Here is a 22,935-nt window from a genome sequence, read left to right as displayed (position 1 = left end):
CGATGGCGAACGGTCCCCCTCCCCGTGCCGGGGAGGATTTGTGTTGGTCATCATGCCGTAAGCCGGTCGATCATGGATTTGGTTACCAGCACCACACCACTGTCGGTGCGGCGGAAGCGTTGCGCGTCGAGCTCCGCATCCTCTCCAACCACTAGGCCGTCGGGAATCTCCACGCCGCGATCGACGACCACCTTCGACAACCGCGCACCGCGACCGATCACGCAGTGCGGGAGGATCACCGCTTGATCGAGCATCGAATAGCTGTGTGCTCGGGTGCCAGTGAAGATCAGGCTGCGGTGGATCGAGGAGCCGGAGATGATGCAGTCGCCCGACACGAGGCTCGACACCGCCTCGCCGCGGCGGCCGTCGTCGGCGTGGACGAACTTCGCGGGCGGGGTGACCTCCGAATAGGTCCAGAGCGGCCAGCTGCGGTCGTAGAGGTCGAGCTTGGGTACGACGTCGGTGAGGTCGATGTTCGCCTCCCAATACGCGTCGACCGTACCGACGTCGCGCCAATAGGCCTCGACCTCTAGCCCCGAGCGGACGCAGCTGTCGGAGAAGCGGTGCGCGACCGCCTTGCCGTGCTTGACGAGGTACGGGATGATGTCCTTGCCGAAATCGCGCGAGGATCCGGGCGTCTCGGCATCGCGGCGTAGTTCGTCGAACAGCAATTTGGTGTGGAAAACATAGATTCCCATCGATGCCAGCGCGATGTCCGGGTTGCCGGGAATTGCGGGCGGATCAGCGGGTTTCTCGACGAACGCGGTGACGTTGTCGTGCTCGTCGACCGCCATCACGCCGAACGCGACCGCCTCCATCCGCGGCACTTCGAGGCAGGCGATGGTGACGTCCGCGCCGGTCTCGCAATGCTGTTGCAGGATCAGCTCGTAATCCATCTTGTAGATGTGATCGCCCGCCAGGATGACCATGTATTCGGGCGCGTGGCTCTCGATGATGTCGATGTTCTGGTACACGGCATCCGCAGTGCCCTCGTACCATTGAAACTCGCTGATGCGCTGCGACGCAGGCAGGATGTCGAAGCTCTCGTTGCGTTCCGAGCGCAGGAAGTTCCAGCCGCTCTGGAGGTGGCGGATGAGCGAATGCGCCTTGTACTGCGTCGCGACGCCGATCCGTCGGATGCCGGAATTGATCGCGTTAGACAGCGCGAAATCGATGATGCGCGCCTTGCCGCCGAAATACACCGCAGGTTTCGCGCGCGTATCGGTCAGTTCCATCAAACGGCTACCACGGCCGCCTGCCAGCACGTACGCCATTGCGTCGCGCGCGAGAGGCTGTCCTCGCCGTTCTACCATTTTCGCTCTCCAGTCTCTGTTATCAGGTCGTATTAATAACGTCCGGCAACCCCGATCTGGTTCCGATGCCTGCCAGATCGCGTTACTCTTCGAACTCCAGCATGATCGTCGCGAGCGGGGGCAAGGTGACCCAGGCCGCACCGTCCTGCGCGACGACACCGCCAAGATTGCCGAGCCCGCTGCCCCAATATTCATGTGCGTCGCTGTTGATGATCTCGCACCAGCGACCATCGATCGGCAGCGGGATGCGGTACGGCGCGCGCGCGATCGGCGTCATGTTGGCGATGATCGCGACCGGCTTTGCGCCGGGGGCCTTGCGCAGCCAGGCGAACACCGAATTGGCGGCGTCGTCGGCGATCAGCCATTCGAACCCTTCCGCCTCGCAGTCGCGGGCGTGGAGCGCGGGCTTCTCGCGGTACACGGTGTTGAGGTCGCGGACGAGGTTGCGGATGCCCTCGTGACTGCGCGCGTTGCGCAGGTCCCAGTCGAGCGCGCGGTCCTCGGACCACTCCCGGCGTTGCGCGAATTCCTGCCCCATGAAGAGCAGCTTCTTGCCCGGATAGCCCCACATGAACGTGTAATAGGCGCGCAGATTGGCGAATTGCTGCCAGTCGTCGCCGGGCATCTTGGTCAGCAGCGAACCCTTGCCGTGGACGACCTCGTCATGGCTGAGCGGCAGGACGAAATTCTCGCTGAACGCGTACACGAGGCCGAAATTGATCTCGCCATGATGATGCTTCCGGTGCAGCGGATCGCGCGCCATGTACTGGAGCGTGTCGTGCATGAAGCCCATGTTCCACTTGAACCCGAAGCCCAAGCCGCCGCTCTTGCCGTCGTCGCCGACCGGTGCGGAGACGCCCGGCCACGAGGTCGATTCCTCGGCGATCGTGAAGACGCCGGGGTGCTGGCCGTAGATCTCACGGTTCATGTCACGGAGGAAGGCGACGGCTTCCCAATTCTCGCGGCCGCCTTGCTCGTTGGGGATCCATTCGCCGGCCTTGCGCGAATAATCGCGGTACAGCATCGATGCGACCGCATCCACGCGCAGGCCATCGATATGATAGCGCTCGGCCCAGAACAGCGCGTTGTTGACGAGGAACGACGCGACTTCGCGCCGGCCGAAATTGTAGATCGCGGTGTTCCAGTCTGGGTGGAAGCCGAGCCGTGGGTCCTCGTGCTCGTACAGCGCGGTGCCGTCGAAATGCGCGAGGCCGAACGCGTCGGTCGGGAAATGCGCCGGCACCCAGTCGAGCAGCACGCCGATCCCGGCGAGATGCGCGCCATCGACGAACCGCGCGAAGCCATCGACGTCGCCGAAGCGCGCGGACGGCGCGTAGAGGCCGGTGGTCTGGTAGCCCCAGCTCGGGTCGTACGGGTGTTCGCTGATCGGCAGGAACTCGATGTGCGTGAAGCCCATCTCGACCACATACGGTATCAGTCGATCCGCGAGCGCGTCCCAGGTCAGGAACCAGCCATCGGCGTCGCGGTCCCATGAACCCGCGTGGACCTCGTAGATGCTGATCGGCACGCGGCGCGGATCGACCGAGGACCAGTGTTTCCGGTGATCGGTGTCGGCCCAGTCGTGCGCAAGCTTCCGCGTTATCGAGGCGTTGGCGGGGCGGAGTTCGCTGGCGAAGGCGAACGGGTCGGCCTTGAGCGGCTGCAACTGACCATCGGGCCCGACGATCTCGAACTTGTAGGCGCGGTATTCGGCGATGTCGGGGATGAAGATCTCCCACACGCCGACGTCGCCGCGCTTGCGCATCGCGTGGCGGCGGCCGTCCCAGTCGTTGAAGTCGCCGACCACCGACACGCGCTGCGCATTCGGCGCCCAGAGCGCGAAGTGGACGCCCTGTGCGCCCTCATGCTCTATGAGGTGCGCGCCCATCTTGTCGTGGAGGCGGCGGTGCGTGCCCTCCGCCATGAGCAGGTCGTCGATCGGTCCGAGGACGGGACCGAAGCTGTAGGGGTCGGTGACCCACCACGACGTGTCGCCCGCCTCCGCATGGTATTTCACCGGCTGTTGCGTGCCGTCGATCGGGCCCTCGAACAGACCACGATCGTCGATGCGCGGGAGCGTACCGAGCGCGGTGCCGTCGAGTGCGTGCGCCTCCGCCGTGTCCGCGCCCGGCAGCCAGACCCGCGCGAACACGCCGGTCGGGCCTTTGTGGACGCCGAGCAGCGAGAAGGGATCGTCGTGACGGCCCTCCAGCAGGGCAACGATGGCGCCTTCGGGTGGCTTCACATGACTGTCCAGATCTCGCGCGCATATTCGCGGATCGTGCGGTCGGACGAGAACCAGCCGACGCGCGCGACGTTGCGGACGGTCGAGGCGACCCACGCATCGCGATCGTTCCAGCGCGTGTCGACCGCGCGCTGGGCGCTCGCGTAACTGTCGAAATCGGCGGCGAGCATGAACCAGTCGCCCTCGTACAGCCCGCCCATCAACCCGGCGTAGCGCGCCTTGTCGTCAGGCGAGAATACGCCGGACGCGATCGCCGACACCGCCTGGCGGAGTTCGTTCGATCCGTCGATCACGCTGCGCGGATCATAGCCATTGGTGCGCTTCGCCTCGACCTCGTCCGCGGTCATGCCGAAGATGAAGATGTTGTCGTCGCCGACGCGGTCCTTGATCTCGATGTTGGCGCCGTCGAGCGTGCCGATCGTCAGTGCGCCGCTCATCGCGAACTTCATGTTACCGGTGCCCGACGCTTCGAGGCCGGCGGTCGAGATCTGCTCGCTGAGATCGGCGGCGGGGATGATCTTCTCCGCCAGCGACACGTTGTAGTTCGGCAGGAACGCAACCTTGAGCAGGCCACCGACCGATGGGTCCGCGTTGATCCGGCGCGCGACGTCGTTCGCCAGTTTAATGACGAGTTTCGCGTTGTGATAGCTCGACGCCGCCTTCCCCGCGAACAGCTTCACGCGCGGCGTCCAGTTGCGTTCGGGATGGCTGCGGATCTGGTCGTAGAGCGCGACCGTCTCGATGATGTTGAGCAGCTGGCGTTTATACTCGTGGATGCGCTTGATCTGCACGTCGAACATCGCGTCCGGGTCGACGCGGAGCCCCATGCTCTCCTTGATGTGATTTGCCAGTGCCACCTTGTTCGAACGCTTCACCCCCGCAAACCGCTCCCTGAACGCGGAATCGCCGGCAAAAACATCAAGATTGACCAGCTTTTCGGCATCGTCGAGAAAGCCGTCGCCGATCGCATCGCGGATCAGCGCGGTGAGGCCGGGGTTGCATTGCTGGAGCCAGCGGCGCGGCGTGATGCCGTTGGTCTTGTTGTTGATCCGCGTCGGGTAGAGCTTGTGGAGATCCGCGAAGACCGTCTTCTTCATCAGCTGCGTGTGCAGCGCCGCGACGCCGTTGACGCTGTGCGACCCGGCGAAGGCGAGGTTCGCCATCCGCACGCGCCGCTCGCCGCCCTCGTCGATCAAGCTGATCGCGGAAATCGCGCGGTCGTCGATACCTTCGACACCGCGCGCTTCCCGCAACAGCTTGGCGTTGATCGCGTAGACGATCTGCATGTGCCGCGGGAGCAGGCGCTCGAACAGCGGCAGCGGCCAGCTCTCCAGCGCCTCGGGCAGGAGCGTGTGGTTGGTGTAGCCGAAGGTCGCGCGCGTGATCTTCCACGCCTCGTCGAAGTCGAATTCGTGATGGTCGATCAGCAGCCGCATGAGCTCGGCGACCGACACCGCGGGGTGCGTGTCGTTCAGCTGGATCGCGGCTTTGTCGGGCAGCGTGCGGATGTCGCCAAAATACTGGATGTGGCGGCGGACGATGTCCTGGATCGACGCGGACGAGAAGAAATACTCCTGCCGCAGGCGGAGTTCCTGGCCGGCGGCGGTGGAATCGTTGGGGTAGAGGACCCGCGTGAGCGTCTCGGCCCGCAACTGATCCGCCAGCGCACCAGTGAAATCACCGGCGTTGAAGCGGTCGAGCTTGATCGGATCGAACGCGCGGGCGGTCCAAAGGCGGAGCGTGTTGACGTGCTTGCCGCGCCAGCCGACGACGGGGGTGTCGACGGCGGTCGCCTCGACCGCCTCGGACGGGCTCCAGTGGATCTGGCCGCTGTCAGATGCCGTGACTTCGCCGCCGAAGCCGACAAAGTACGCGCTCTCGCGACGTTCGAACTCCCAGGGATTGCCATGCGCGAGCCAGTTCTCGGGCATTTCGACCTGCCAGCCATCGTCGATGCGCTGGCGGAACATGCCGTTCACATAGCGGATGCCGTAGCCGTAGGCGGGCAGCGCGAGGCTCGCCATGCTCTCCATGAAGCACGCCGCCAGACGGCCAAGGCCGCCATTGCCGAGCGCCGCGTCGGGCTCGATTTCCTCCAGCTCGGCGAGGTCGACACCGTGCCGCGCGAGGGCGCGCGTGACTTCGTCGTTGCGCTGCAAATTGGTCACCGCGTCGCGCAGCAGCCGGCCGATCAGGAATTCGAGGCTGAGATAATAGACGCGCTTGGCGCCGGCCGCGTGCGCCGCCTTGGTCGATGCCATCCAGCGTTCGACGATGTCGTTGCGGACCGTCAGGATCGTCGCCGCCAGCCAGTCGTGTGGGCGGGCGGCCTGTGCGTCCTTGCCGATACGGTGGACGAGCGTGTCGAGGATCGAGTCGGCGAGATCTTGGGCGGGCTGCTGTACGGCGGGGTCTGAGGTCACGCGGCTTCCGAAATCGTTACGGTCGCCGTGATCCTAACCCTCCGCGAGCCGATGTCACGCGGACTTCCTTCCCGTCTCGGAAAAGATGCTTGTCGATCAATGTTTTGATTTTGGGTAAACCCATCACCGCGCGGGAGCGGTGGTGGACAGGGTAGGGTTCGAACCTACGTAGGAGAAACTCCGGCAGATTTACAGTCTGCTGCCTTTAACCACTCGGCCACCTGTCCAGGCCGCTCTTGCGAACGTCGCTCTCTCAAGCGAGGCGGCTCAATGGCGAAGCGCGCCCGGTGTGTCAACGCAGCTTTTGCGAAGTTTCGCGCTTCGGTGTTGCCGCAGAGGCCGAATGCCGACAAGGACGCGGCATACACAGACACGATATAGAGAGCGAATATGGCACGCAAGGGACACAGGCCGAGCAAGGCACCGGCAGGCCGCCCCCGCTTCTGGGGCAAGCATGCGGTGGGCGCGGCGCTCGCCAATCCGGAGCGCACGGTGCGGAAAATCCTCGGCACGCGCGAGGCATTGGCCGGGTTCGACCTGCCGGCCGACGTGCCGGTGACCTATGCCGAGGCGATGGATCTGGCACGGCTGGTGCCGGGAGACGCGCCGCACCAGGGCGTGGTGATCGAGGTCGAGCCGCTCGAGGACATGTGGCTTGCGGATCTGCTGGAGCACGGCAAGGACGACAATCGTCCGCTGGTGATCCTCGACGGCGTGACCGATCCGCACAATGTCGGCGCGATCCTGCGCTCTGCGGCAGCGTTCGATGCGCTGGGGATCGTGACCGCAGATCGCAACGCGCCGCCGGAGTCGGGGACGATCGCGCGGGCTGCGTCTGGGGCGCTTGAGAGCGTGCCTTGGATCCGGGTGGTGAACCTTGCGCGTGCTCTGGAGGAGATTGCGGCGGCTGGCTTCTGGCGGATCGGGCTGACCGGCCACGCGACGCAGACGCTGTCGGAGGCGATGGGCACGCAGCGCATCGCGATCGTGCTCGGCGCCGAGGGCGAAGGCATGCGGCAGAATACGGAGCAGCATTGCGACGAACTGGCGAAACTGCCGATCTCGGAGAAGGTGGAGAGCCTGAACGTGTCGAACGCCGCAGCGATCGCGCTGTATGCGATAACGACGCGGTGACCTGAATTCCCTCTCTCCGACGGGGAGAGGAAAGGGGCCCGCCGCACTTGCGGTGGGAAGGGTGAGGGGCTTGAGGCTCGGGACGGTTCATCCCAACGCCCCTCTCCCTTCCGGCGCAAGCGCGCCTCCCTCCCTCTCCCCGGAGGGGCGAGGGACAGGGGGAATCAGTCCTCGGCTGCGATCCGTACTTTCAGGCCATCCAAGCCCTCGGTCAGCTCGATCTGGCACGACAGGCGCGAAAACTCGTCGCGATCGCTCGTCGAATCGAGCAGATCGTCCTCGTCGGGCCCGATCGGCTTCAGTTTGCCCGCAAACTCCGGGTCGACATGGACGTGGCAGGTGGCGCACGAGCAGCAGCCGCCGCACAGCGCCAGGATCTCGTCGATCCCGGCGTCGCGGATGACTTCCATCACCGAAAGGCCGGATTCGCCCATGATCTCGCGTTCTTCCCCTTCGCGCGTCACGACGATAAGCTTGGGCATGCTGTCCTCCGAAAAACTTCCGCCGATCCATGGCGTTACCGCCGCGCGCGATCAAGCGTCTTGGCGCCCGACATGGGGCTGAGCGCAGACCAACTCGACACCGCGATGGCGGCCCTGTGCGCGATCGAGCCGGCGTTTGCGGTCGCGGTCGGCAATGCCGGCCATCCCGCGCCGCGGATCAGCGAGCGCGGCTTCGCGACGCTGCTGCGGACGATCGTCGGCCAACAGGTCAGCGTCGCCTCGGCGCAGGCGGTCTGGACCAAGCTCGACACGGTCGTCGGCGGCGCAGGCGACCCGGCGAAGATCGCCGCCGCCAGCGACGAGGTGCTACGCAGCGCAGGTCTCTCGCGGCAGAAGCTTGGCTATGCCCGCAGCCTTGCCGACGAGGTGACGAGCGGTCGGCTCGACCTGACCAACCTGCCCGAAAACGACGAGGAGGCGATTGCCGCACTGGTTCGCGTGAAGGGAATCGGCCGCTGGTCGGCGGAGATCTACCTGTTGTTTGCGGAAGGGCGCACCGACATCTGGCCGGCGGGCGATCTCGCGATCCAGATCGAGGTCGGGCGGATCCTGGGCCACGAGACGCGCCCGAGCGAGAAACTGACCCGCGAAGTGGCGGAAGCCTGGCGCCCGCACCGCGGCGCCGCTGCGATCTTCGCATGGCATCATTACCAGGCGGACATGAAGGTGATCTGACCGCCTTCTCCCCTCCCTGGAAGGGAGGGGCGGGGGTGGGTCGGCGTCCGCATGAACGGACGGGGGTGGCTCGATCGGGCCGGGGGGCCCCCCCCCCCCCCCCGCCGGGGGGGGGGGGGGGGGGGGGGGGGGCGCCCGACCTGTTGCGGGCGGAACGTCTGGAGGAGAGCGCGTGCCCACCCCCTGCCCCCTCCCGCTAGCGGGAGGGGGTTCTAGGAATTACAGCCCTTCGACGAACGTCGCGTAGGCGGCTTCGTCCATCAGGCTGTCGAGTTCGCTCGGGTCGCTGAGCGTCAGCTTGAAGAACCAACCCGCCGCTTCCGCGTCCGAGTTCACTAGGCTGGAGTCGTCAGTCAAAGCCGCGTTGCCCTCGGTAACGGTGCCCGAAACCGGGGAGTACACGTCCGACGCAGCCTTGACCGACTCGACGACCGCGGCTTCGTCGCCCTTGCTCAGCGTCTTGCCGGCTTCGGGAACGTCGACGAACACGACGTCGCCGAGCTGGCTCTGCGCGTATTCGGAGATGCCGACGGTGCCAACGTCGCCGTCGACATCGACCCATTCGTGATCCTGCGTGAAAAAACGGCTCATATCACTTGGCTCCTGCGCGGACGTAGCGGTGGGGAATGAAGGGCATCGCGGTGACGGTGGCGGTGTGGACCTTGCCGCGTTGCGCGATTTCGATGCGGGTGCCGGGGGCGGCGAGCGCGAGCGGCACATAGGCCATCGCGATCGGCTTCCCGAGCGTCGGCGCGAAGCCTCCGCTCGTGAGGCGGCCGATCGTCGCACCGGTGTCGTCGATCACCTCGGCGCCTTCGCGCGCGGGCTGGCGGCCCTCGACGATCAGGCCGACGCGCTTGGCGGCGGGGCCATGCTCGCGCTGGGTGAGGATACGCTCGGCACCGGGAAAATCGGCGGCTTCGCGGCGGCGCTTCGACAGCGCGAAACCGAGGTCGGCCATGACCGGCGTGATCTCGGGATCGAGATCGTGACCGTAGAGCGGCAGGCCGGCTTCGAGACGCAGCGAATCGCGTGCGCCAAGGCCGATCGGCTTGATCTCGGGGAGTGCGAGCAATGCATCGGCAAAGGCGACGGCATGCTCGGCGGGAAGCGAAATCTCGACGCCATCCTCGCCGGTGTAACCCGAGCGGCTGATCCAGAGCGGCACCTCGTTCCAGTGGAACGCGCCGGCGGTCATGAATACGAGGCCGTCGACGCCGGGGACGATCCGCGCGACCGCCTCGACCGCTTTCGGACCCTGCACCGCGAGCAGCGCCTGGTCTTCGAGGATGTTGATCGTGACGTCGTCGGGCAGCTGCTCGATCAGATAGCTGATGTCGTCATACTTGGTCGCGCCGTTGACGACGACGTAGAAGCTGCCGCTCGCGGTCGGCGACGGGTGCAGCGGGTCGTACGCTTCTGGCTCGACGTCCTGCGCGGAGAACGGCGACGGCTGATCGTCGGGGAGGCGCGTGGCCATCAGGTCGTCGAGGATACCGCCGTCCTGTGCGAGCAGCAGCGAATAGCGCATCTTGCCCTCACCGAGCCCTGCGATATCGCCTGGCAGTACGGTTTCGAGCGCATGCGCGACGCCTTCGCCCGAGAAGACGAGCTGGCCCATGTGACTGACGTCGAACAGCCCGGCCGAGTCGCGCGTCCAGGCGTGTTCGGCCATGATGCCTTCATACTGGATCGGCATCTCGTAGCCAGCGAACTCGACCATCCGCGCGCCGTGCGCCCGGTGCCATGCGTCGAGCGGCAATGGCAGGATCTCGGGCTCGACGTAATCGTCGGCCTGATCGATGATGCTGGCGTAATCGCGCAGTTCTGGGTCGCTCATGGTCGTCTCCGTCGAAGGGGCGCGCGGCACCAATGGGTGCAACGATCCGAACCCCCTCTGTCACGGGACCTGAGAGCTTTCGCGCCGGACTTGTCCAGCGCTTACCCCTTCGGTGGCCCTCGACTTACGCCAGGACGCTTTCCAGAGTGTCGATTGCTCCTGCGCGGTCTCTGGTGCCTGAGAGATTCCGGGGTGGTTGCTCCTTCGGCGGTTCCATCAGCCCTCAAAGGACCGGAAACGCTCTCCCGCGCGGTGCCATGCCGGTTGCCCGACATCGACGCCGCGAGTTGTGACGCGGCGCACAATTATAGTCAATCTAGGGATGGGCGCGGCGAAAAGAAATCGGTGGATACCCCGCCACTAGCACCACCCCGGCGAAGGCCGGGGCCCAATTGGAAAGGTCGCTGTAACGGAGGAGCGCGCCTCAGTTACCTCCGTCCCCCAATTGGGCCCCGGCCTTCGCCGGGGTGGTGTCTGGGGTTGGGTGTACCAACCCTAACCATGCCGCGAATTATTCGACGGTGACGCTCTTCGCCAAATTCCGCGGCTGGTCGACGTCCGTGCCCTTCAGTACCGCCACATGATACGCGAGCAACTGCACCGGTACCGCGTACACCAAAGGCGCGATCAGTGGGTGGACTTTGGGCATGGTGATCGTCGCCATGCAGCCTTCGCCGGCGGCCTGGATACCGTCGTAATCCGAGATCAGAACGACCTTGCCGCCGCGCGCCATGACTTCCTGCATGTTGCTCACGGTCTTGTCGAACAGCGGCCCCGACGGCGCGATGACGATGACCGGGACATGCTCGTCAATCAGTGCGATCGGGCCGTGCTTCATCTCGCCGGCGGCATAGCCCTCGGCGTGGATGTAGCTGATTTCCTTCAGCTTCAACGCGCCCTCGAGCGCCAGCGGATAATCGGTCCCGCGGCCGAGATACAGCACGTCGCGCGCGCCGGCGATGTTGTGCGCCATCGCCTCGATCGCTTCGTCATACGCCAGCGCGCCGTTGAGCGCGGCGGGCGCCTCCGACAGATGCCGGACGATCTCGCGCTCCTGCTCCTTAGAGAGCAGCCCCTTCGCGCGCGCAAGATTCGCGGCGAGCGCGGCGAGCACCGCGAGCTGGCAGGTGAACGCCTTGGTCGAGGCCACGCCGATCTCCGGGCCGGCGTGCGTCGGCAGCAGCAAGTCCGCCTCGCGCGCCATTGAGCTGGTGGGCACGTTGACGACGACCGCGATCTTCTGCCCCTCGGCCTTGGCATGGCGGAGTGCAGCGAGCGTGTCCGCGGTCTCGCCCGACTGCGAGATGAAGAGCGCGAGGCCGCCGTCCTCCATCACCGGCGCGCGGTAGCGAAATTCGGACGCGACATCGAGGTCGACGGGGACGCGTGCGAACTGCTCGAACCAGTATTTGGCAACCATGCCGGCGTAGAAGCTCGTCCCGCATGCGACGATGGTCACGCGCTTGATCGTGGACAGGTCGAACTCTGGGATCGGCAGCGAGACCTCGCCCTCCATCCGCTTGAGGTACGAGCGGAGCGTCTGCGCGACGACGATCGGCTGCTCGTAGATCTCCTTGAGCATGTAATGCTTGTGGTTGCCCTTCGAGATCACCTCGCCGGTGATCCCGGACAGCGTGATCGCGCGCTCGACGGGAGTGTTCTCGCGGTCATAGACCTGCGCGCCGTCGCGGGTCAGCACGACCCAGTCGCCCTCGTCGAGATACGCGATCCGCTGCGTCAACGGCGCGAGCGCGAGCGCATCGGAGCCGAGGTACATCTCGCCGTCGCCGTGCCCGACCACGAGTGGCGAACCAAGCCGCGCACCGATCAGCAGGTCGGGATGCTGGCGGAACAGGATCGCGAGCGCGAACGCACCGTGCAGCCGCGGCAGCACGTCGCGGACGGCGGAGACCGGATCCATCCCCGCCTCGATCTTCTCGCTGACGAGATGCGCGACGACTTCGGTGTCGGTCTCGCTGGTGAACGTCCGGCCACGCGCGATCAGTTCGTCGCGCAGCGGCTTAAAGTTCTCGATGATGCCGTTGTGGACCACCGCGACCTCGCCGGTCGCGTGCGGATGCGCGTTGTTGGTGGTCGGGCCGCCATGCGTCGCCCAGCGGGTATGCGCGATCCCGGTCTTGCCGGGCAGCGGATGCGCGGCGAGTTCGTTCGCGAGATTGACCAGCTTGCCCGACGCACGCCGCCGCTCGATCGCGCCGTCATGGTCGGTGGCGATCCCCGCCGAATCATACCCGCGATATTCGAGCCGCTTCAGGCCGTCGAGCAAGCGGTCGGCAACGTCTTCGCCGCTCAGAATTCCAACGATGCCACACATTCGATCTTACTCCAGAATCGCGCTTATCGGGCGGCCTTGCGGGCTATCATCTTCTCACGGAACCGTGCGGCCCAGCCGGGCTTGGCGATCTGCGGCGGGCGGACCAGCGCAAGCGCGTCGGCCTCGACATCCTGCGTCACGACCGATCCGGCGGCGACGATCGCGCCGGCGCCGATATTGACGGGGGCGACCAGCGCCGAGTTCGAGCCGATGAACGCGCCCTCGCCGACGACCGTGCGGTATTTGAAATAGCCGTCGTAGTTGCAGGTGATCGTGCCCGCGCCGATGTTCGCGCCCGCGCCGATATCCGCGTCCCCGATATAGGTCAGGTGGCTGACCTTCGCGCCCTCGCCGATCACGGCTTTCTTAACCTCGACGAAGTTGCCGACCTTGGCGTCCGCGCGCAGGTCCGCGCCGGGGCGGAGGCGCGCGAAAGGCCCGACGTTCGCGCCCTTGCCCACGCTCGCGCCCTCGACATGGCTGAACGCGTGGATCGTCGCGCCGTCCTCGACGCGCGCACCGGGGCCGAACACGACGTTGGGTTCGATCACCACGTCGCGACCCAGCACCGTGTCGTGCGCGAACCAGACCGTATCGGGCGCGATCAGCGTCGCGCCGTCGGCCATCGCTCGCGCGCGACGTTCCGCCTGCCAGGCTGCCTCGACGCCGGCCAGTTCGCCGCGGCTGTTGACGCCGGCCACCTCGTCCGCGCCGGTCTCGATCACCGCGGCCGACCGCCCGGCCGCGCCTGCCAGTCCGACGATATCGGTCAGGTAATATTCGCCCGCCGCATTGTCGTTGCCGAGCCGGTCGAGCAGCGCGAACAGGTCGGTCGCGCGCACCGCCATCAGCCCGGAGTTGCACAGCGTCACCGCGCGTTCCGCCTTCGACGCGTCCTTATACTCGACGATCCGGTCCATCCGGCCCGCAGCGTCGGCGATGACGCGGCCGTATGCGCCGGGATCTGCCGGGCGGAAGCCGAGCACGACGACCGCGGGCGTATCGTCGGCGTGCAGCCGGTCGATCATCCGCTGCATCGTCGCGGTGGTGACCAGCGGCACGTCGCCGTAGAGGATCAGCACGTCACCCTCGAACCCGGCGCCCTCGAACCCCGCCAGCGCCCCACGCGCCTGCGCGACCGCATGGCCGGTGCCGAGTTGCTCGGCCTGCAACGCGGTGGAGATGCCGAGCGGCGCGACCGCAGCCTCGACCTGTTCGCGCCCCGCTCCCGTCACGACGACCGTCTTCGCAGGGTGCAACGCCGCCGCACTCGCGATCAGATGCAGCAGCATCGGCCGCCCGGCGATCGGGTGAAGCACCTTGTGGAGGTCCGATTTCATCCGCGTGCCCTTGCCGGCCGCGAGGATCACGACCGCGATAGAGCGTACGGCCGGGTCTTCGGGCGGGTGTACGGGGGAATGCGCCGGAAACGGTTGGTCGTTGGAATGCGTCGTCATGGGAGGATCGCTGCCACGAAAGCCTTGCCAATTCCATAGCGCCGCTGGCAGGCATCACCGTAATGACGCATTTTTCTTTCGATATCGTCGGGTTCGACCTCGACGGCACGCTTCTCGATACCAGCGGCGACCTTGCCGCCGCGGTCAACCATGCGCTGACTTCGGTCGGGCGCCCCCATTTGAGCGTCGATGAGGTCAAGCCGATGATCGGCGGCGGCGCGCGGCACATGCTCAAGCAGGGCCTGACCGCCACCGGCGGCTATGACGAAGCGATGCTCGACACATTGCACGCCACGCTGCTCGCCTATTACGAGGCGAACATCTGCGTGCTGACCAAGCCCTATCCCGGTGCGATCGAGGCACTGGATGCGTTGGCGGCGAAGGGCGTGACGCTCGGCATCGTCACCAACAAGATCGAACGGTTTGCGCGGACCGTATTGGCCGAGCTGGACCTGACCGATCGGTTCGCGTGCATCCTCGGCGGCGATACGCTGGCCGAGTCCAAGCCATCGCCGATGCCGATCCACGAGATGGTCAGGCTTTGTCGGGAACGTGGGGGCGGCGGTGGACGCGCCGCGTTCGTCGGCGACTCCGTTTTCGACATCCAGGCGGGACAGGCGGCGGGGCTACCGACGATCGCGTGCAGCTTCGGCTTCCTGATGCAGCCGGTCGCAGAGCTCGGCGCCGACGCGGTGATGGACGGCTATGCCGAGTTGCTGCCGACGCTCGAAAGGCTCGGCGCATGAACCGCACAGGGTTTCTTCGCCTCGCGCTGGTCGCGGCGGTGGTATTCGCGGTGACGATGGCGTTGCTGCCAAAGCCTCCGCACATGCCGACCGACCAGTTCGGCGACAAGTTCCAGCACATGCTCGCCTTCGCAACGATGTCGCTGCTCGCGGCGCTTGCCTATCCGACTGCCAAGCTGTCCCGGATCGGCGAGCGCTTCTCGTTTCTCGGCGCGTTGATCGAGGTGGCTCAGTCGATCCCGTCGCTGCACCGCGATTGCGACATCCGCGACTGGATCGCGGATACGCTGGCGATCACGGTCGTGCTGCTGATCGTCTGGTCGGTGCGACGTCAGCGTGGTGCGCGGTTGCCGTAAACCTGGAGCGCTAAGCCTTGCGGAACTTGATCCACAGGTGCCGCGCAAGCATCGCCGGCGGCATCCGCAGCCAGTGCGAGCGGACGTAAAAGGCCAGGCGCGTGATCGGTCGGGTCGGCCTGCCCCAGCCGTCCCGAGCAGCGATCCGGCGAACGTAGAGGCGATCGACGCCGCGGGCCCTGGTCACACCGAACAGCGCGTCGACCAGCCGTAGCGAGCGCGCCACCTCGTCGCGCAGGCCATGCCGGCGCGCTTCCGCGTCGAGACCGTCGGTGCCGAACTCCTCGACCAGGCAGCGGATATCCCACAGGTTGCGCATTCCCCCCGCGAGGTCGCCGTCCGCGAACAGATGCGCGGCGGCGTGGACGATCATCCCGTTCGGCGACAGGATCCGCAGCCCATTCGCGAGCGGCACGCTATCCTCGACCAGCGCGTCCGCGTCGGGCGTGATCCGTGCGGTCAGCGGCAATATGGTGTGATGCACGTCGATCATCCGGTCGCGCTCGCGGTGGATCAGCGGCGGCAGCTCGTGCATCCAACGCCGATAATAGGCGTCGTCATACGGGTCGGGCTTCACCCATTCCCAGCCGGCCGCGAGCAGCGCCGACTCGACCGCGTCGAGCGACGCGCGCGGCACGAGGATATCGAGGTCGCCGATCGACCGCCCCTGCCCTGCCGACAGTCCCCCGGCGACGAACGCGGTCCCCTTCAGCAGCACGACCGGGCAATCGATCGCAGCGAGCGCCCGGCGTGCCATTTCCGCTTCCCAAAGTGCCGCCCGGCGGCCCTGTTCGGCGGCGGCGCGCGCATCGGCGAGGATCGCCTTGACCGCGGCCGGCATCGGCAAGCCATCGAGCCGGATCGCCAGCGTACCGATCAGCTGCTCTGCCCGCGCCATTGCCAACAGCGTGGTCCAGCCGTCCGGATCGAGCCCGACGACGCTGGCCGGATCGGCGAGCGCACGCGCCAGCACGCGGGCGTCGGTCACATCCTCGCCCATAAAGCCTCGACCTGTTCGATTGCGCTCGCGCCATCGGGATAGTCCACCGCCACCGAAGGCACATCCCCGATCAACCCGGTCAGCGCGCGAAAACCGGCTTCGCCGAGCGCGACGTAGTTGGTCGATGCCTGGGTCATCCGCACGAAGGCCTCGCCCGGCTGCACCGAACGGATCTCGGGCGCGAAACCATAGCGCGGAAATACCAGCAACGCGGGGCGCGCCGGCACGTCCATCGCCGCGATCGCCCGCGCGTCAGGGACCATGTGGCGGATATCGCCCTTCGGCGTCGCCGGCATCAGCGGCCCCATCCGCGCATCCGGCCACGCCGCTTCGGCTGCCGCGATCGCTTCGTTCTTCAGGCTGATCAGCCGCGGGAACGCATGGATCAGCCCGCTCGCCGGATCGAGCAACGCGAACTCGTCCCCCATGAACCGCCAGCCTTTCGCGGCGAGCAGCGTGGCCAGCGTAGACTTCCCCGCCCCCGAAATACCGGTCATCAACAGTGCACGCCCGTCGCGCTCGACCGCGGATGCATGCAGCAACAGATATCGTCGCGCGCCAAGCGCCATCTGCAGGTTCATCGCCATCTCGGCGGCGAGCAGCCCCTGGCGTAGCGGCAGCGGTGCGGCTTCGGGCAGCATGTAATCGCCACCGATCTCGACCGAGGGGCGGAGGAAACGCCGCCAGAGCCGACGCGCGAACAGCCGGACGGTGAAATCCGGCACGCCGTCCAGCGGCTTGGGATAGTCGCGGTACAGCGTCTCGAGGTGCGCGATCGGCGCGCGCCAGTCCGAGCCGATCCGGAAGCCGACCGGGCCGATGCGGACGGCGAAGGCGTGTCTCATGCCCGCTCGACCAATCCGGATTCCACCAGTTCCGCAAGCCGCGCCGCCAAAGCCTCGCGCGTGCCGTCGGTGAGATCGCCGTCGGTGAGATCGCCGTCCGTGAGATCGCCGTCCGTGAGATCATAGTCGCGCGCGAGACGATCGAGCAGCGCGTTGAGCGACAGCGCCCCATCTCCCAGGATCGCCAGGATCTGCGGCGCCGGCTCCGTCAGCAGGTGGGTGATCCCCGACGCGCGGTGATAGACCGCGGTAAACTCGTCGAGCGGAGCGACCAGCAGCCCCCCCTCGGGCGGAGCGCGATAGAGGCTGTCGTGCACGGCCTCAGCCGCGCGGCATCTGCAACGATGCGAAGCAGGTGAAGCCGCCCTGGCCGCGCTGCAACCGGCGGATGTATTTGACATAGGCGCGGCTGCGCTCGGAATCGACGCCGGGCAACGTGCTGCCATTGGCCATCGCGCGCTTGACCTCTTCGCCCTTGAACGGGCGGGTCGACGGCGGGAACGCACCCTTTGTGCGCGCCGGCACGACCTTGCCGTCCGCATCGATATAGCTACCGGCACGACCTGGATCGGGAACCGGGATCTGGCAGTTCAGCACCGAACCGACGGTCTGGGCGAGCGCGGGCCGGATCGACACGACCGCACCGGCCGTCACCGCGCCCAGCGCCAGCACGCGACGTCGGGTCGGCACGGGATCGGGTCCGGCCCCCGCCCCGTCCGCGGACGGAGCGGCAGAATCGTGATCGGCCGGATCGTGATGGGCCAGATCGTGATGGGATCGAGTATCGTCGCTCATGCTGCCCCTGCTACACCCCAGCCCTTTCACAATCCTGAAGCGCTGACAATATCGCGCGGCAGACCGTGCCGAAGCAGGACGGCACGCAATTCGATCCGCTTGGCGCCGCTACCCTGACCTCGCCTTTACGTTGCCGAGGCTTCGCGTCGAACGACGCGTTCCAGGATGGCGAGCGGCATCGCCCCCTTGAGCAGCACCGCATGGAACTGCTTCAGGTCGAAACCGGGGCGCTTCTGGGCCTCGGCACGGAGGCGGTTCCAGACGGTGTGGCCGATCTTGTAGCTGCACGCCTGCCCCGGCCAGACGGTGTAGCGATCGATCTCGCCCTGGCTGCGACCGCGCGCGATCCCGGTCGTGGCGATCAGATAATCGGTCGCCTGCTCGCGGGTCCAGCGCTTCGCATGCATGCCGCTGTCGACCACCAGACGCGTCGCGCGGAACAGCAGCGACTGGAGATAGCCGACCTGTCCCAGCGGATCGCCTTCGTACATGCCCATCTCGTCGGCGAGTTGCTCGGCATAGAGCGCCCAGCCCTCCGAATACCCACTGAAGAACCCGCGACGGCGGATCAGCGGAATTTCGGTGCTTTCCAGCGCGAGGCCGACCTGGAGATGATGACCGGGCACCGCCTCGTGATGCGTAAGGGTCGCCAGCCCAAATTTCGGACGGTCGAACGTGTCGCGCAGGTTGATGTAGTAGATCGCCGGACGCGAGCCATCGAGCGAGGCGTTCTGGTAATAGCCACCGGGCGCACCGGCCTGGATCGTCGGCGGCACGCGACGCACTTCGACCGGTGCCTTGGGCAGGGTCGCGAACGCTTCGGGCAGTCGCTTTTGCATCGCGACGATCTGGCGATTGAGATGCGCCAGCAACGCATCCCGGCCGGCGTCGGTGTTCGGATAGAGCTGATCGGGACGCTGGTTGAGCGCCACCAGCCGCTCGCCGACGCTGCCCTTGGTCATCCCTTGCGCCTTCAGGATCGTGTCGATCCGCGCGCCGATCTCGGCAACCTGGGCGAGGCCGAGACGGTGGATTTCGTCGCCGCTCATCGCCACCGTCGTCGCAGCCTCGGCGGCCGCGGCGTAGTAAGCGGCGCCGTCGGGAAGCCGCCAGCAGCCGGCGTCGTGGACCGCCTTCGTCCGCAATTCCGCCACGAGCGCGCGTTGCCGTTCCAGCGCGGGGAAGACGTCGCGCTGGACGATCGCCGTCGCCTTGGCCACGCGGTCCGCCGGGAGATTGGCCGCCTTCAGCTTGGCCGCGAAACTCGCGACCATCACGGTCTGGTCCGCTGGCCGCTCCATCGCGCTGCCGAGCTGTTTGAGGGTCGTGTCGAGGATATAGTCCGGGGCGAAGACGCCGCGGGCGGCATCGCTGCGTTGCCGGGCGCTGCTGTCGTCGATCGCCTTCGGAAGGGCCGCGAGCCGTTCGAGATACGCATCCGCCTCGGCGGCATCGCGCACGCGCGTCTGCGATTCGAGGAAGTCGGGTACGTCGCGATAGGGGCCGGTCAGCTGGCTGAGGACATAGGGCGCGAATCGGCCGAGGCTGTCGCCATAGGTGAAGCGCTCGGCACCGGCGATGGCACGGGTCAGCTGATAGGCTACGACTTCGTAGTCGAGTGCGGCGGCGGGCGAGAGCCCACTGGTGCCGAACGCCCGCAAGTCCGCCAGCTCCGCTTTGGCCCGCGCAAGATCGTCGGCCTTTCCGGTGGCGGACTCGTCGTCGAGCTTCCCCTTCAGCGCAACGCGGGCACCGGTGTCGAGACCGAGCCGGGTCGCCTGTTCGGGCGACGCATCGAGCCGCGCGTAGAAGAACCGATCGAGCATCGTCCTCAGCGCCGTATCGCGAGTCCCCGCTGCCGCGATGGCTTGGGCCGGCAGCACTCCGACGGCCGATGCCGCCGCTGCGCTCGCAAGAAAATTACGACGATGCATGCTTACTCCCCGGTCAAGTTTTGCCGAGCCTATCGTCTCGCGCCGCGCATGGCGATCCATTCCGCCCGGCTGGGGCGCCCGAGATCGTGCCGATATCGTGATTGCCGGTCGCTCGGACCGAATTTATTCGCCGGGGTGGTAGTAGTATCGCACTATGATCGTTAGGTTTCGCATCATGTGCTGCCGCTTGCCACCGGTGTCGTGGATACCGCGTTCGGTTGGAGGCATGCGGTGCGGACGATCGCCTGGAGACCGAGATGTTCCTCGACGAGACCCATAACTGGCCCCGCAGGGAAGAGCTGCCACCACGCCGGCCCGCCTTCAAGCACGAGAAGGCGCTGAGCCGGATCCTGCTGTTCTACGCGCTGGTGCTGCTGCTCCTGCCCGTCAGCCTTGGCGGATTCGTCGATCTGTTCCGGTACGTCTTCGACTGAGGCCTATCACGGGAATCGTTGATGTCGATCAATCGACACTTGCGATAGCGGAACGTAAGACGAACGGATGGCCCAGCTCGATACCCGTGAAAAGCTCGAGATTCTCGCCGATGCGGCCAAATACGATGCGTCGTGTGCGTCGTCGGGTACGACCAAGCGCAATTCGAAGGACGGCAAGGGGCTCGGCTCGACCGAGGGGATGGGGATCTGCCATGCCTATGCGCCGGACGGTCGCTGCATTTCGCTACTGAAGATCCTGCTGACCAACAGCTGCATATTTGACTGTCATTATTGCATCAACCGCAAAAGCTCGAACGTCCGCCGCGCAAGGTTCACGGCGAAGGAGGTCGTCGACCTGACGATCGCCTTCTACAAGCGCAATTACATCGAGGGGCTGTTCCTGTCGTCGGGGATCATCGCGTCGTCGAACTACACGATGGAGCAGATGGTCGAGGTCGCGCGGTCGTTGCGCGAGGATCATCATTTCCGCGGGTATATCCACCTCAAGACGATCCCCGATGCCGATCCCGAACTGGTCCATCAGGCCGGGCTGTATGCGGATCGGGTGTCGATCAACGTCGAGCTGCCGACGGTGAACGGGCTGAAGCGGCTCGCGCCCGAGAAGGACGGGGTGCGGATCGAGACCGCGATGGCGGAGGTGAAGGCGTCGATCATCGACGGCAAGGATGCGAAGGCGAAGTACAAGTCCGCACCGCGCTTTGCCCCAGCTGGCCAGTCGACTCAGATGATCGTCGGCGCGGACGCGGCGACGGATGGTGACATCGTGCGGAAGGCGTCGACCTTGTACGACCGCTTCGGCCTGCGACGCGTGTATTATTCGGCGTTCAGCCCGATCCCCGACGCGAGCGCGGTCCTTCCGCTGCAACGCCCACCGCTGATGCGCGAGCACCGGCTGTACCAGTCGGACTGGCTGATGCGGTTCTACGAGTTCCAGCCGCACGAGGTGGTGGCGGCTGCCGACGACGCGACGGGCATGCTGCCGCTCGATATCGATCCGAAGCTCGCCTGGGCGTTGAAGTTTCGCGGGAGCTTTCCGGTGGATGTTAACCGGGCGCCGCGCGAGATGCTGTTGCGGGTTCCAGGGCTGGGGGTGAAGGCGGTCAATGGCATTTTGACGAGCCGGCGTTGGCGACGGTTGCATCTGGCGGACGTGGCGCGGTTGACGGTGTCGGTTGCCAAGTTGCGGCCGTTCATCATTGCCGAGGATTGGCGACCGGTGGTGCTGGCGGATCGCGCGGAATTGCGGCCGATCGTCGCGCCGAAGCCGAAACAGATGGAAATGTTCGCGTGAGGACTGCGCGCAATCTGCTCCCCTCCCTGAAAGGGAGGGGTTGGGGGTGGGTCGGCCCGAGGCAGGCGCAGCATTCCCTCGAGAGCAACCCACCCCCAGCCCCTCCCTTCCAGGGAGGGGGGAAGATATGCGCGTCGTAACGCTTTCCGAACCGGACGATTTCGACGGTTGGCGTGATGCCGCGCGCGGACTGATCGCCGAGGACGTGCCACCCGACGACGTGGTCTGGCAGGTCGGCGACGAGCCGGCCGACTTGTTCGCGACCGTCGCCGAGCCAGCCCCTGCCCCGGCCCCGGGCGCGTTCTCCGTGCCGCGCGCGTTCCTCGATCTCGCCCGTAGCGCGATCCTCGGCAGCGATCCCGAGCGGTTCGCACTGCTCTACACGCTGCTCTTCCGCCTTCGCCGTGAACCCAAGCTGATCGAGGACCGCGCCGACCCGCTCGTCCGCCGGCTCGACCGTATCGCCAAGGATGTCCGCCGCGATATCCACAAGATGCGCGCGTTCCTGCGCTTCCGCGAGGTCGAGGAAGAAGACGGCACGCGGTTCGTCGCGTGGTTCGAGCCCGATCATCACATCGTGCGCGCCAACGCCGCGTTCTTCGTCAACCGGTTTGCCAGCATGCGCTGGTCGATCTTGACTCCCGAGGTCTCGGTCCACTGGGACGGCAAGGCGCTGAGCGAAGGCCCCGGCGCCAGCAAGGCGGACGCGCCCGACGGGGACCCGACCGAGGAGGTCTGGAAGACCTATTATGCCAGCATCTTCAACCCGGCCCGCGTGAAGATCGGCGCGATGCTGAAGGAGATGCCGAAGAAATACTGGAAAAACATGCCCGAGACCGCGCTGGTGCCGGGTCTGCTGGCGGCAGCGCAGGCGCGGGAGAGCGGGATGATTGCGAAGGCGCGCGATACGGTCGGTGGCAACAGCCTGATCGCGTGGGAGGCTTTGCGCGACGAGGCGGCGGGGTGCACGCGGTGTCCGCTCTACAAGCCGGCGACGCAGACCGTGTTCGGCGAGGGCCCGGTCGATGCGCCGCTGATGTTCGTCGGCGAGCAGCCCGGCGACCAGGAGGATCTTGCCGGGCGACCGTTCGTAGGCCCCGCCGGCCAGATGTTCGACAAGGCTATGGCCGAAGCCGGCGTCGACCGGTCGCGGGCGTACGTCACCAATGCGGTCAAGCACTTCAAGTTCGAGCAGCGCGGCAAGCGGCGGATCCATGCGAAGCCGGGTGCGGGCGAGATCGATGCGTGTCGCTGGTGGATCGAGCAGGAGCAGATGCTGATCAAGCCGAAGGTGACGGTGGCGCTGGGGGCGACGGCGGCGCGGTCGTTGTTCGGCAAGGTGATGACGATCGGACGCGAGCGTGGGCGGGCGTTGCAGTTGCAGGATGGCGGCGAGGCCTGGATCACGGTGCATCCGAGCTATCTGCTGCGGTTGCCGGACCCGGCTCAGGCTGCCGAGGAATATGCGCGGTTCGTCGAGGATTTGAGGGCGGTAGGCGGGCGGATCGGCTAGTCCTCCCCGGCACGGGGAGGGGGACCAGCGCAGCTGGTGGAGGGGGTTCACCGCGGGCGTACCGTTCGTGGTGAG

20 protein-coding genes, 1 tRNA gene and 1 riboswitch are annotated in these 22,935 nt (G+C 66.4%); of the genes, 7 read left to right on the top strand and 14 right to left on the bottom strand.

From position 1 onward, the window contains the following. Positions 1-50: 50 nt before the first annotated feature. The 4 genes from glgC to H8S47_RS14560 all read right to left on the bottom strand — a co-directional run bounded on the left by glgC (position 51) and on the right by H8S47_RS14560 (position 6,208). Positions 51-1,313 carry a glucose-1-phosphate adenylyltransferase gene (gene glgC, locus H8S47_RS14575; RefSeq protein WP_187504555.1) on the bottom strand — a complete coding sequence of 421 codons (1,263 nt, stop codon included), beginning with the start codon at positions 1,311-1,313 and terminating at the stop codon, positions 51-53. Positions 1,314-1,395: 82 nt separating this feature from the next. After that, positions 1,396-3,558, bottom strand: a complete 2,163-nt coding sequence (glgB, locus tag H8S47_RS14570) for a 1,4-alpha-glucan branching protein GlgB (protein ID WP_187504554.1) — start codon at positions 3,556-3,558, stop codon at positions 1,396-1,398. After that, positions 3,555-5,981, bottom strand: coding sequence for a glycogen/starch/alpha-glucan phosphorylase (locus H8S47_RS14565; RefSeq protein ID WP_187504553.1), 2,427 nt, complete (start codon positions 5,979-5,981; stop codon positions 3,555-3,557). The genes glgB and H8S47_RS14565 overlap by 4 nt, the downstream gene beginning before the upstream one ends. 140 nt (positions 5,982-6,121) lie before the next feature. Then, positions 6,122-6,208 (bottom strand) — tRNA-Tyr (locus H8S47_RS14560). 163 nt (positions 6,209-6,371) lie between these two features. Between H8S47_RS14560 and rlmB the strand changes: the two genes are divergently transcribed. Beyond that, entirely contained in the window at positions 6,372-7,115 is a 744-nt protein-coding gene (rlmB, locus tag H8S47_RS14555) for a 23S rRNA (guanosine(2251)-2'-O)-methyltransferase RlmB (RefSeq protein ID WP_187504552.1), read from the top strand. Positions 7,116-7,279: 164 nt separating this feature from the next. On the opposite strand, the gene H8S47_RS14550 is transcribed toward rlmB, so the two are convergent. Beyond that, entirely contained in the window at positions 7,280-7,597 is a 318-nt protein-coding gene (locus H8S47_RS14550; RefSeq protein WP_187504551.1) for a 2Fe-2S iron-sulfur cluster-binding protein, read from the bottom strand. 72 nt (positions 7,598-7,669) lie between these two features. Between H8S47_RS14550 and H8S47_RS14545 the strand changes: the two genes are divergently transcribed. Then, positions 7,670-8,293: a DNA-3-methyladenine glycosylase family protein gene (locus H8S47_RS14545; RefSeq protein WP_187504550.1), complete on the top strand. Its 624-nt coding sequence runs from the start codon at positions 7,670-7,672 to the stop codon at positions 8,291-8,293. Positions 8,294-8,512: 219 nt separating this feature from the next. Here the strand turns inward: H8S47_RS14545 and gcvH are convergent, their stop codons facing one another. From gcvH to glmU, 4 genes are all read right to left on the bottom strand, one after another. Continuing rightward, the gene (gcvH, locus tag H8S47_RS14540; protein WP_187504549.1) at positions 8,513-8,884 is read right to left on the bottom strand and encodes a glycine cleavage system protein GcvH; all 372 of its coding nucleotides are present in this window, start codon (positions 8,882-8,884) and stop codon (positions 8,513-8,515) included. Between the two features lies 1 nt (position 8,885). After that, entirely contained in the window at positions 8,886-10,133 is a 1,248-nt protein-coding gene (gcvT, locus tag H8S47_RS14535) for a glycine cleavage system aminomethyltransferase GcvT (protein WP_187504548.1), read from the bottom strand. A 154-nt stretch (positions 10,134-10,287) separates the two neighbouring features. After that, positions 10,288-10,391, bottom strand: a riboswitch (glycine riboswitch). Positions 10,392-10,644: 253 nt separating this feature from the next. Then, positions 10,645-12,468 (bottom strand): glutamine--fructose-6-phosphate transaminase (isomerizing), encoded by a 1,824-nt coding sequence (gene glmS / locus H8S47_RS14530; protein ID WP_187504547.1) that lies wholly within the window; start codon positions 12,466-12,468, stop codon positions 10,645-10,647. 23 nt (positions 12,469-12,491) lie between these two features. Continuing rightward, a complete protein-coding gene (gene glmU / locus H8S47_RS14525) occupies positions 12,492-13,925 on the bottom strand; it encodes a bifunctional UDP-N-acetylglucosamine diphosphorylase/glucosamine-1-phosphate N-acetyltransferase GlmU (protein ID WP_187504546.1) in 1,434 nt (477 codons plus the stop codon). 62 nt (positions 13,926-13,987) lie between these two features. On the opposite strand from glmU, the gene H8S47_RS14520 reads away from it, so the two are divergent. Next, positions 13,988-14,671, top strand: a complete 684-nt coding sequence (locus H8S47_RS14520) for an HAD-IA family hydrolase (protein ID WP_187504545.1) — start codon at positions 13,988-13,990, stop codon at positions 14,669-14,671. After that, positions 14,668-15,027 carry a VanZ family protein gene (locus tag H8S47_RS14515; protein ID WP_187504544.1) on the top strand — a complete coding sequence of 120 codons (360 nt, stop codon included), beginning with the start codon at positions 14,668-14,670 and terminating at the stop codon, positions 15,025-15,027. Before H8S47_RS14520 ends, H8S47_RS14515 begins: the two co-directional genes overlap by 4 nt. 10 nt (positions 15,028-15,037) lie before the next feature. Here the strand turns inward: H8S47_RS14515 and H8S47_RS14510 are convergent, their stop codons facing one another. The 5 genes from H8S47_RS14510 to H8S47_RS14490 all read right to left on the bottom strand — a co-directional run bounded on the left by H8S47_RS14510 (position 15,038) and on the right by H8S47_RS14490 (position 19,601). Then, complete coding sequence (locus H8S47_RS14510) at positions 15,038-16,027, bottom strand: nucleotidyltransferase domain-containing protein (protein ID WP_187504543.1); 990 nt, start codon at positions 16,025-16,027, stop codon at positions 15,038-15,040. Next, on the bottom strand, positions 16,012-16,872 hold the full coding sequence (locus tag H8S47_RS14505; RefSeq protein WP_187504542.1) for an HprK-related kinase A: 861 nt from the start codon (positions 16,870-16,872) through the stop codon (positions 16,012-16,014). Before H8S47_RS14505 ends, H8S47_RS14510 begins: the two co-directional genes overlap by 16 nt. Next, complete coding sequence (locus H8S47_RS14500) at positions 16,869-17,189, bottom strand: HPr-rel-A system PqqD family peptide chaperone (RefSeq protein WP_328805556.1); 321 nt, start codon at positions 17,187-17,189, stop codon at positions 16,869-16,871. Before H8S47_RS14500 ends, H8S47_RS14505 begins: the two co-directional genes overlap by 4 nt. Positions 17,190-17,193: 4 nt before the next feature. After that, positions 17,194-17,667, bottom strand: coding sequence for a hypothetical protein (locus tag H8S47_RS14495; protein ID WP_235982926.1), 474 nt, complete (start codon positions 17,665-17,667; stop codon positions 17,194-17,196). Between the two features lie 125 nt (positions 17,668-17,792). Beyond that, a complete protein-coding gene (locus H8S47_RS14490) occupies positions 17,793-19,601 on the bottom strand; it encodes a DUF885 domain-containing protein (RefSeq protein WP_187504540.1) in 1,809 nt (602 codons plus the stop codon). Between the two features lie 257 nt (positions 19,602-19,858). Here H8S47_RS14490 and H8S47_RS14485 point away from each other — a divergent pair, with 257 nt between their 5' ends. The 3 genes from H8S47_RS14485 (at position 19,859) to H8S47_RS14475 (ending at position 22,860) form a co-directional block, all read left to right on the top strand. Further along, positions 19,859-20,035, top strand: coding sequence for a hypothetical protein (locus tag H8S47_RS14485; RefSeq protein ID WP_187504539.1), 177 nt, complete (start codon positions 19,859-19,861; stop codon positions 20,033-20,035). Between the two features lie 67 nt (positions 20,036-20,102). Next, positions 20,103-21,347 (top strand): putative DNA modification/repair radical SAM protein, encoded by a 1,245-nt coding sequence (locus H8S47_RS14480; protein ID WP_187504538.1) that lies wholly within the window; start codon positions 20,103-20,105, stop codon positions 21,345-21,347. Between the two features lie 127 nt (positions 21,348-21,474). Then, positions 21,475-22,860, top strand: coding sequence for a UdgX family uracil-DNA binding protein (locus H8S47_RS14475; RefSeq protein ID WP_187504537.1), 1,386 nt, complete (start codon positions 21,475-21,477; stop codon positions 22,858-22,860). Positions 22,861-22,935 lie beyond the last annotated feature (75 nt).

Origin of the sequence: Sphingomonas albertensis (assembly GCF_014358075.1) — a bacterium.
Classification (GTDB): Bacteria; Pseudomonadota; Alphaproteobacteria; order Sphingomonadales; family Sphingomonadaceae; genus Sphingomonas; species Sphingomonas albertensis.
Note: the sequence above shows the minus strand (reverse complement) of the source record. Positions and strands in the feature narration are given on the sequence as shown.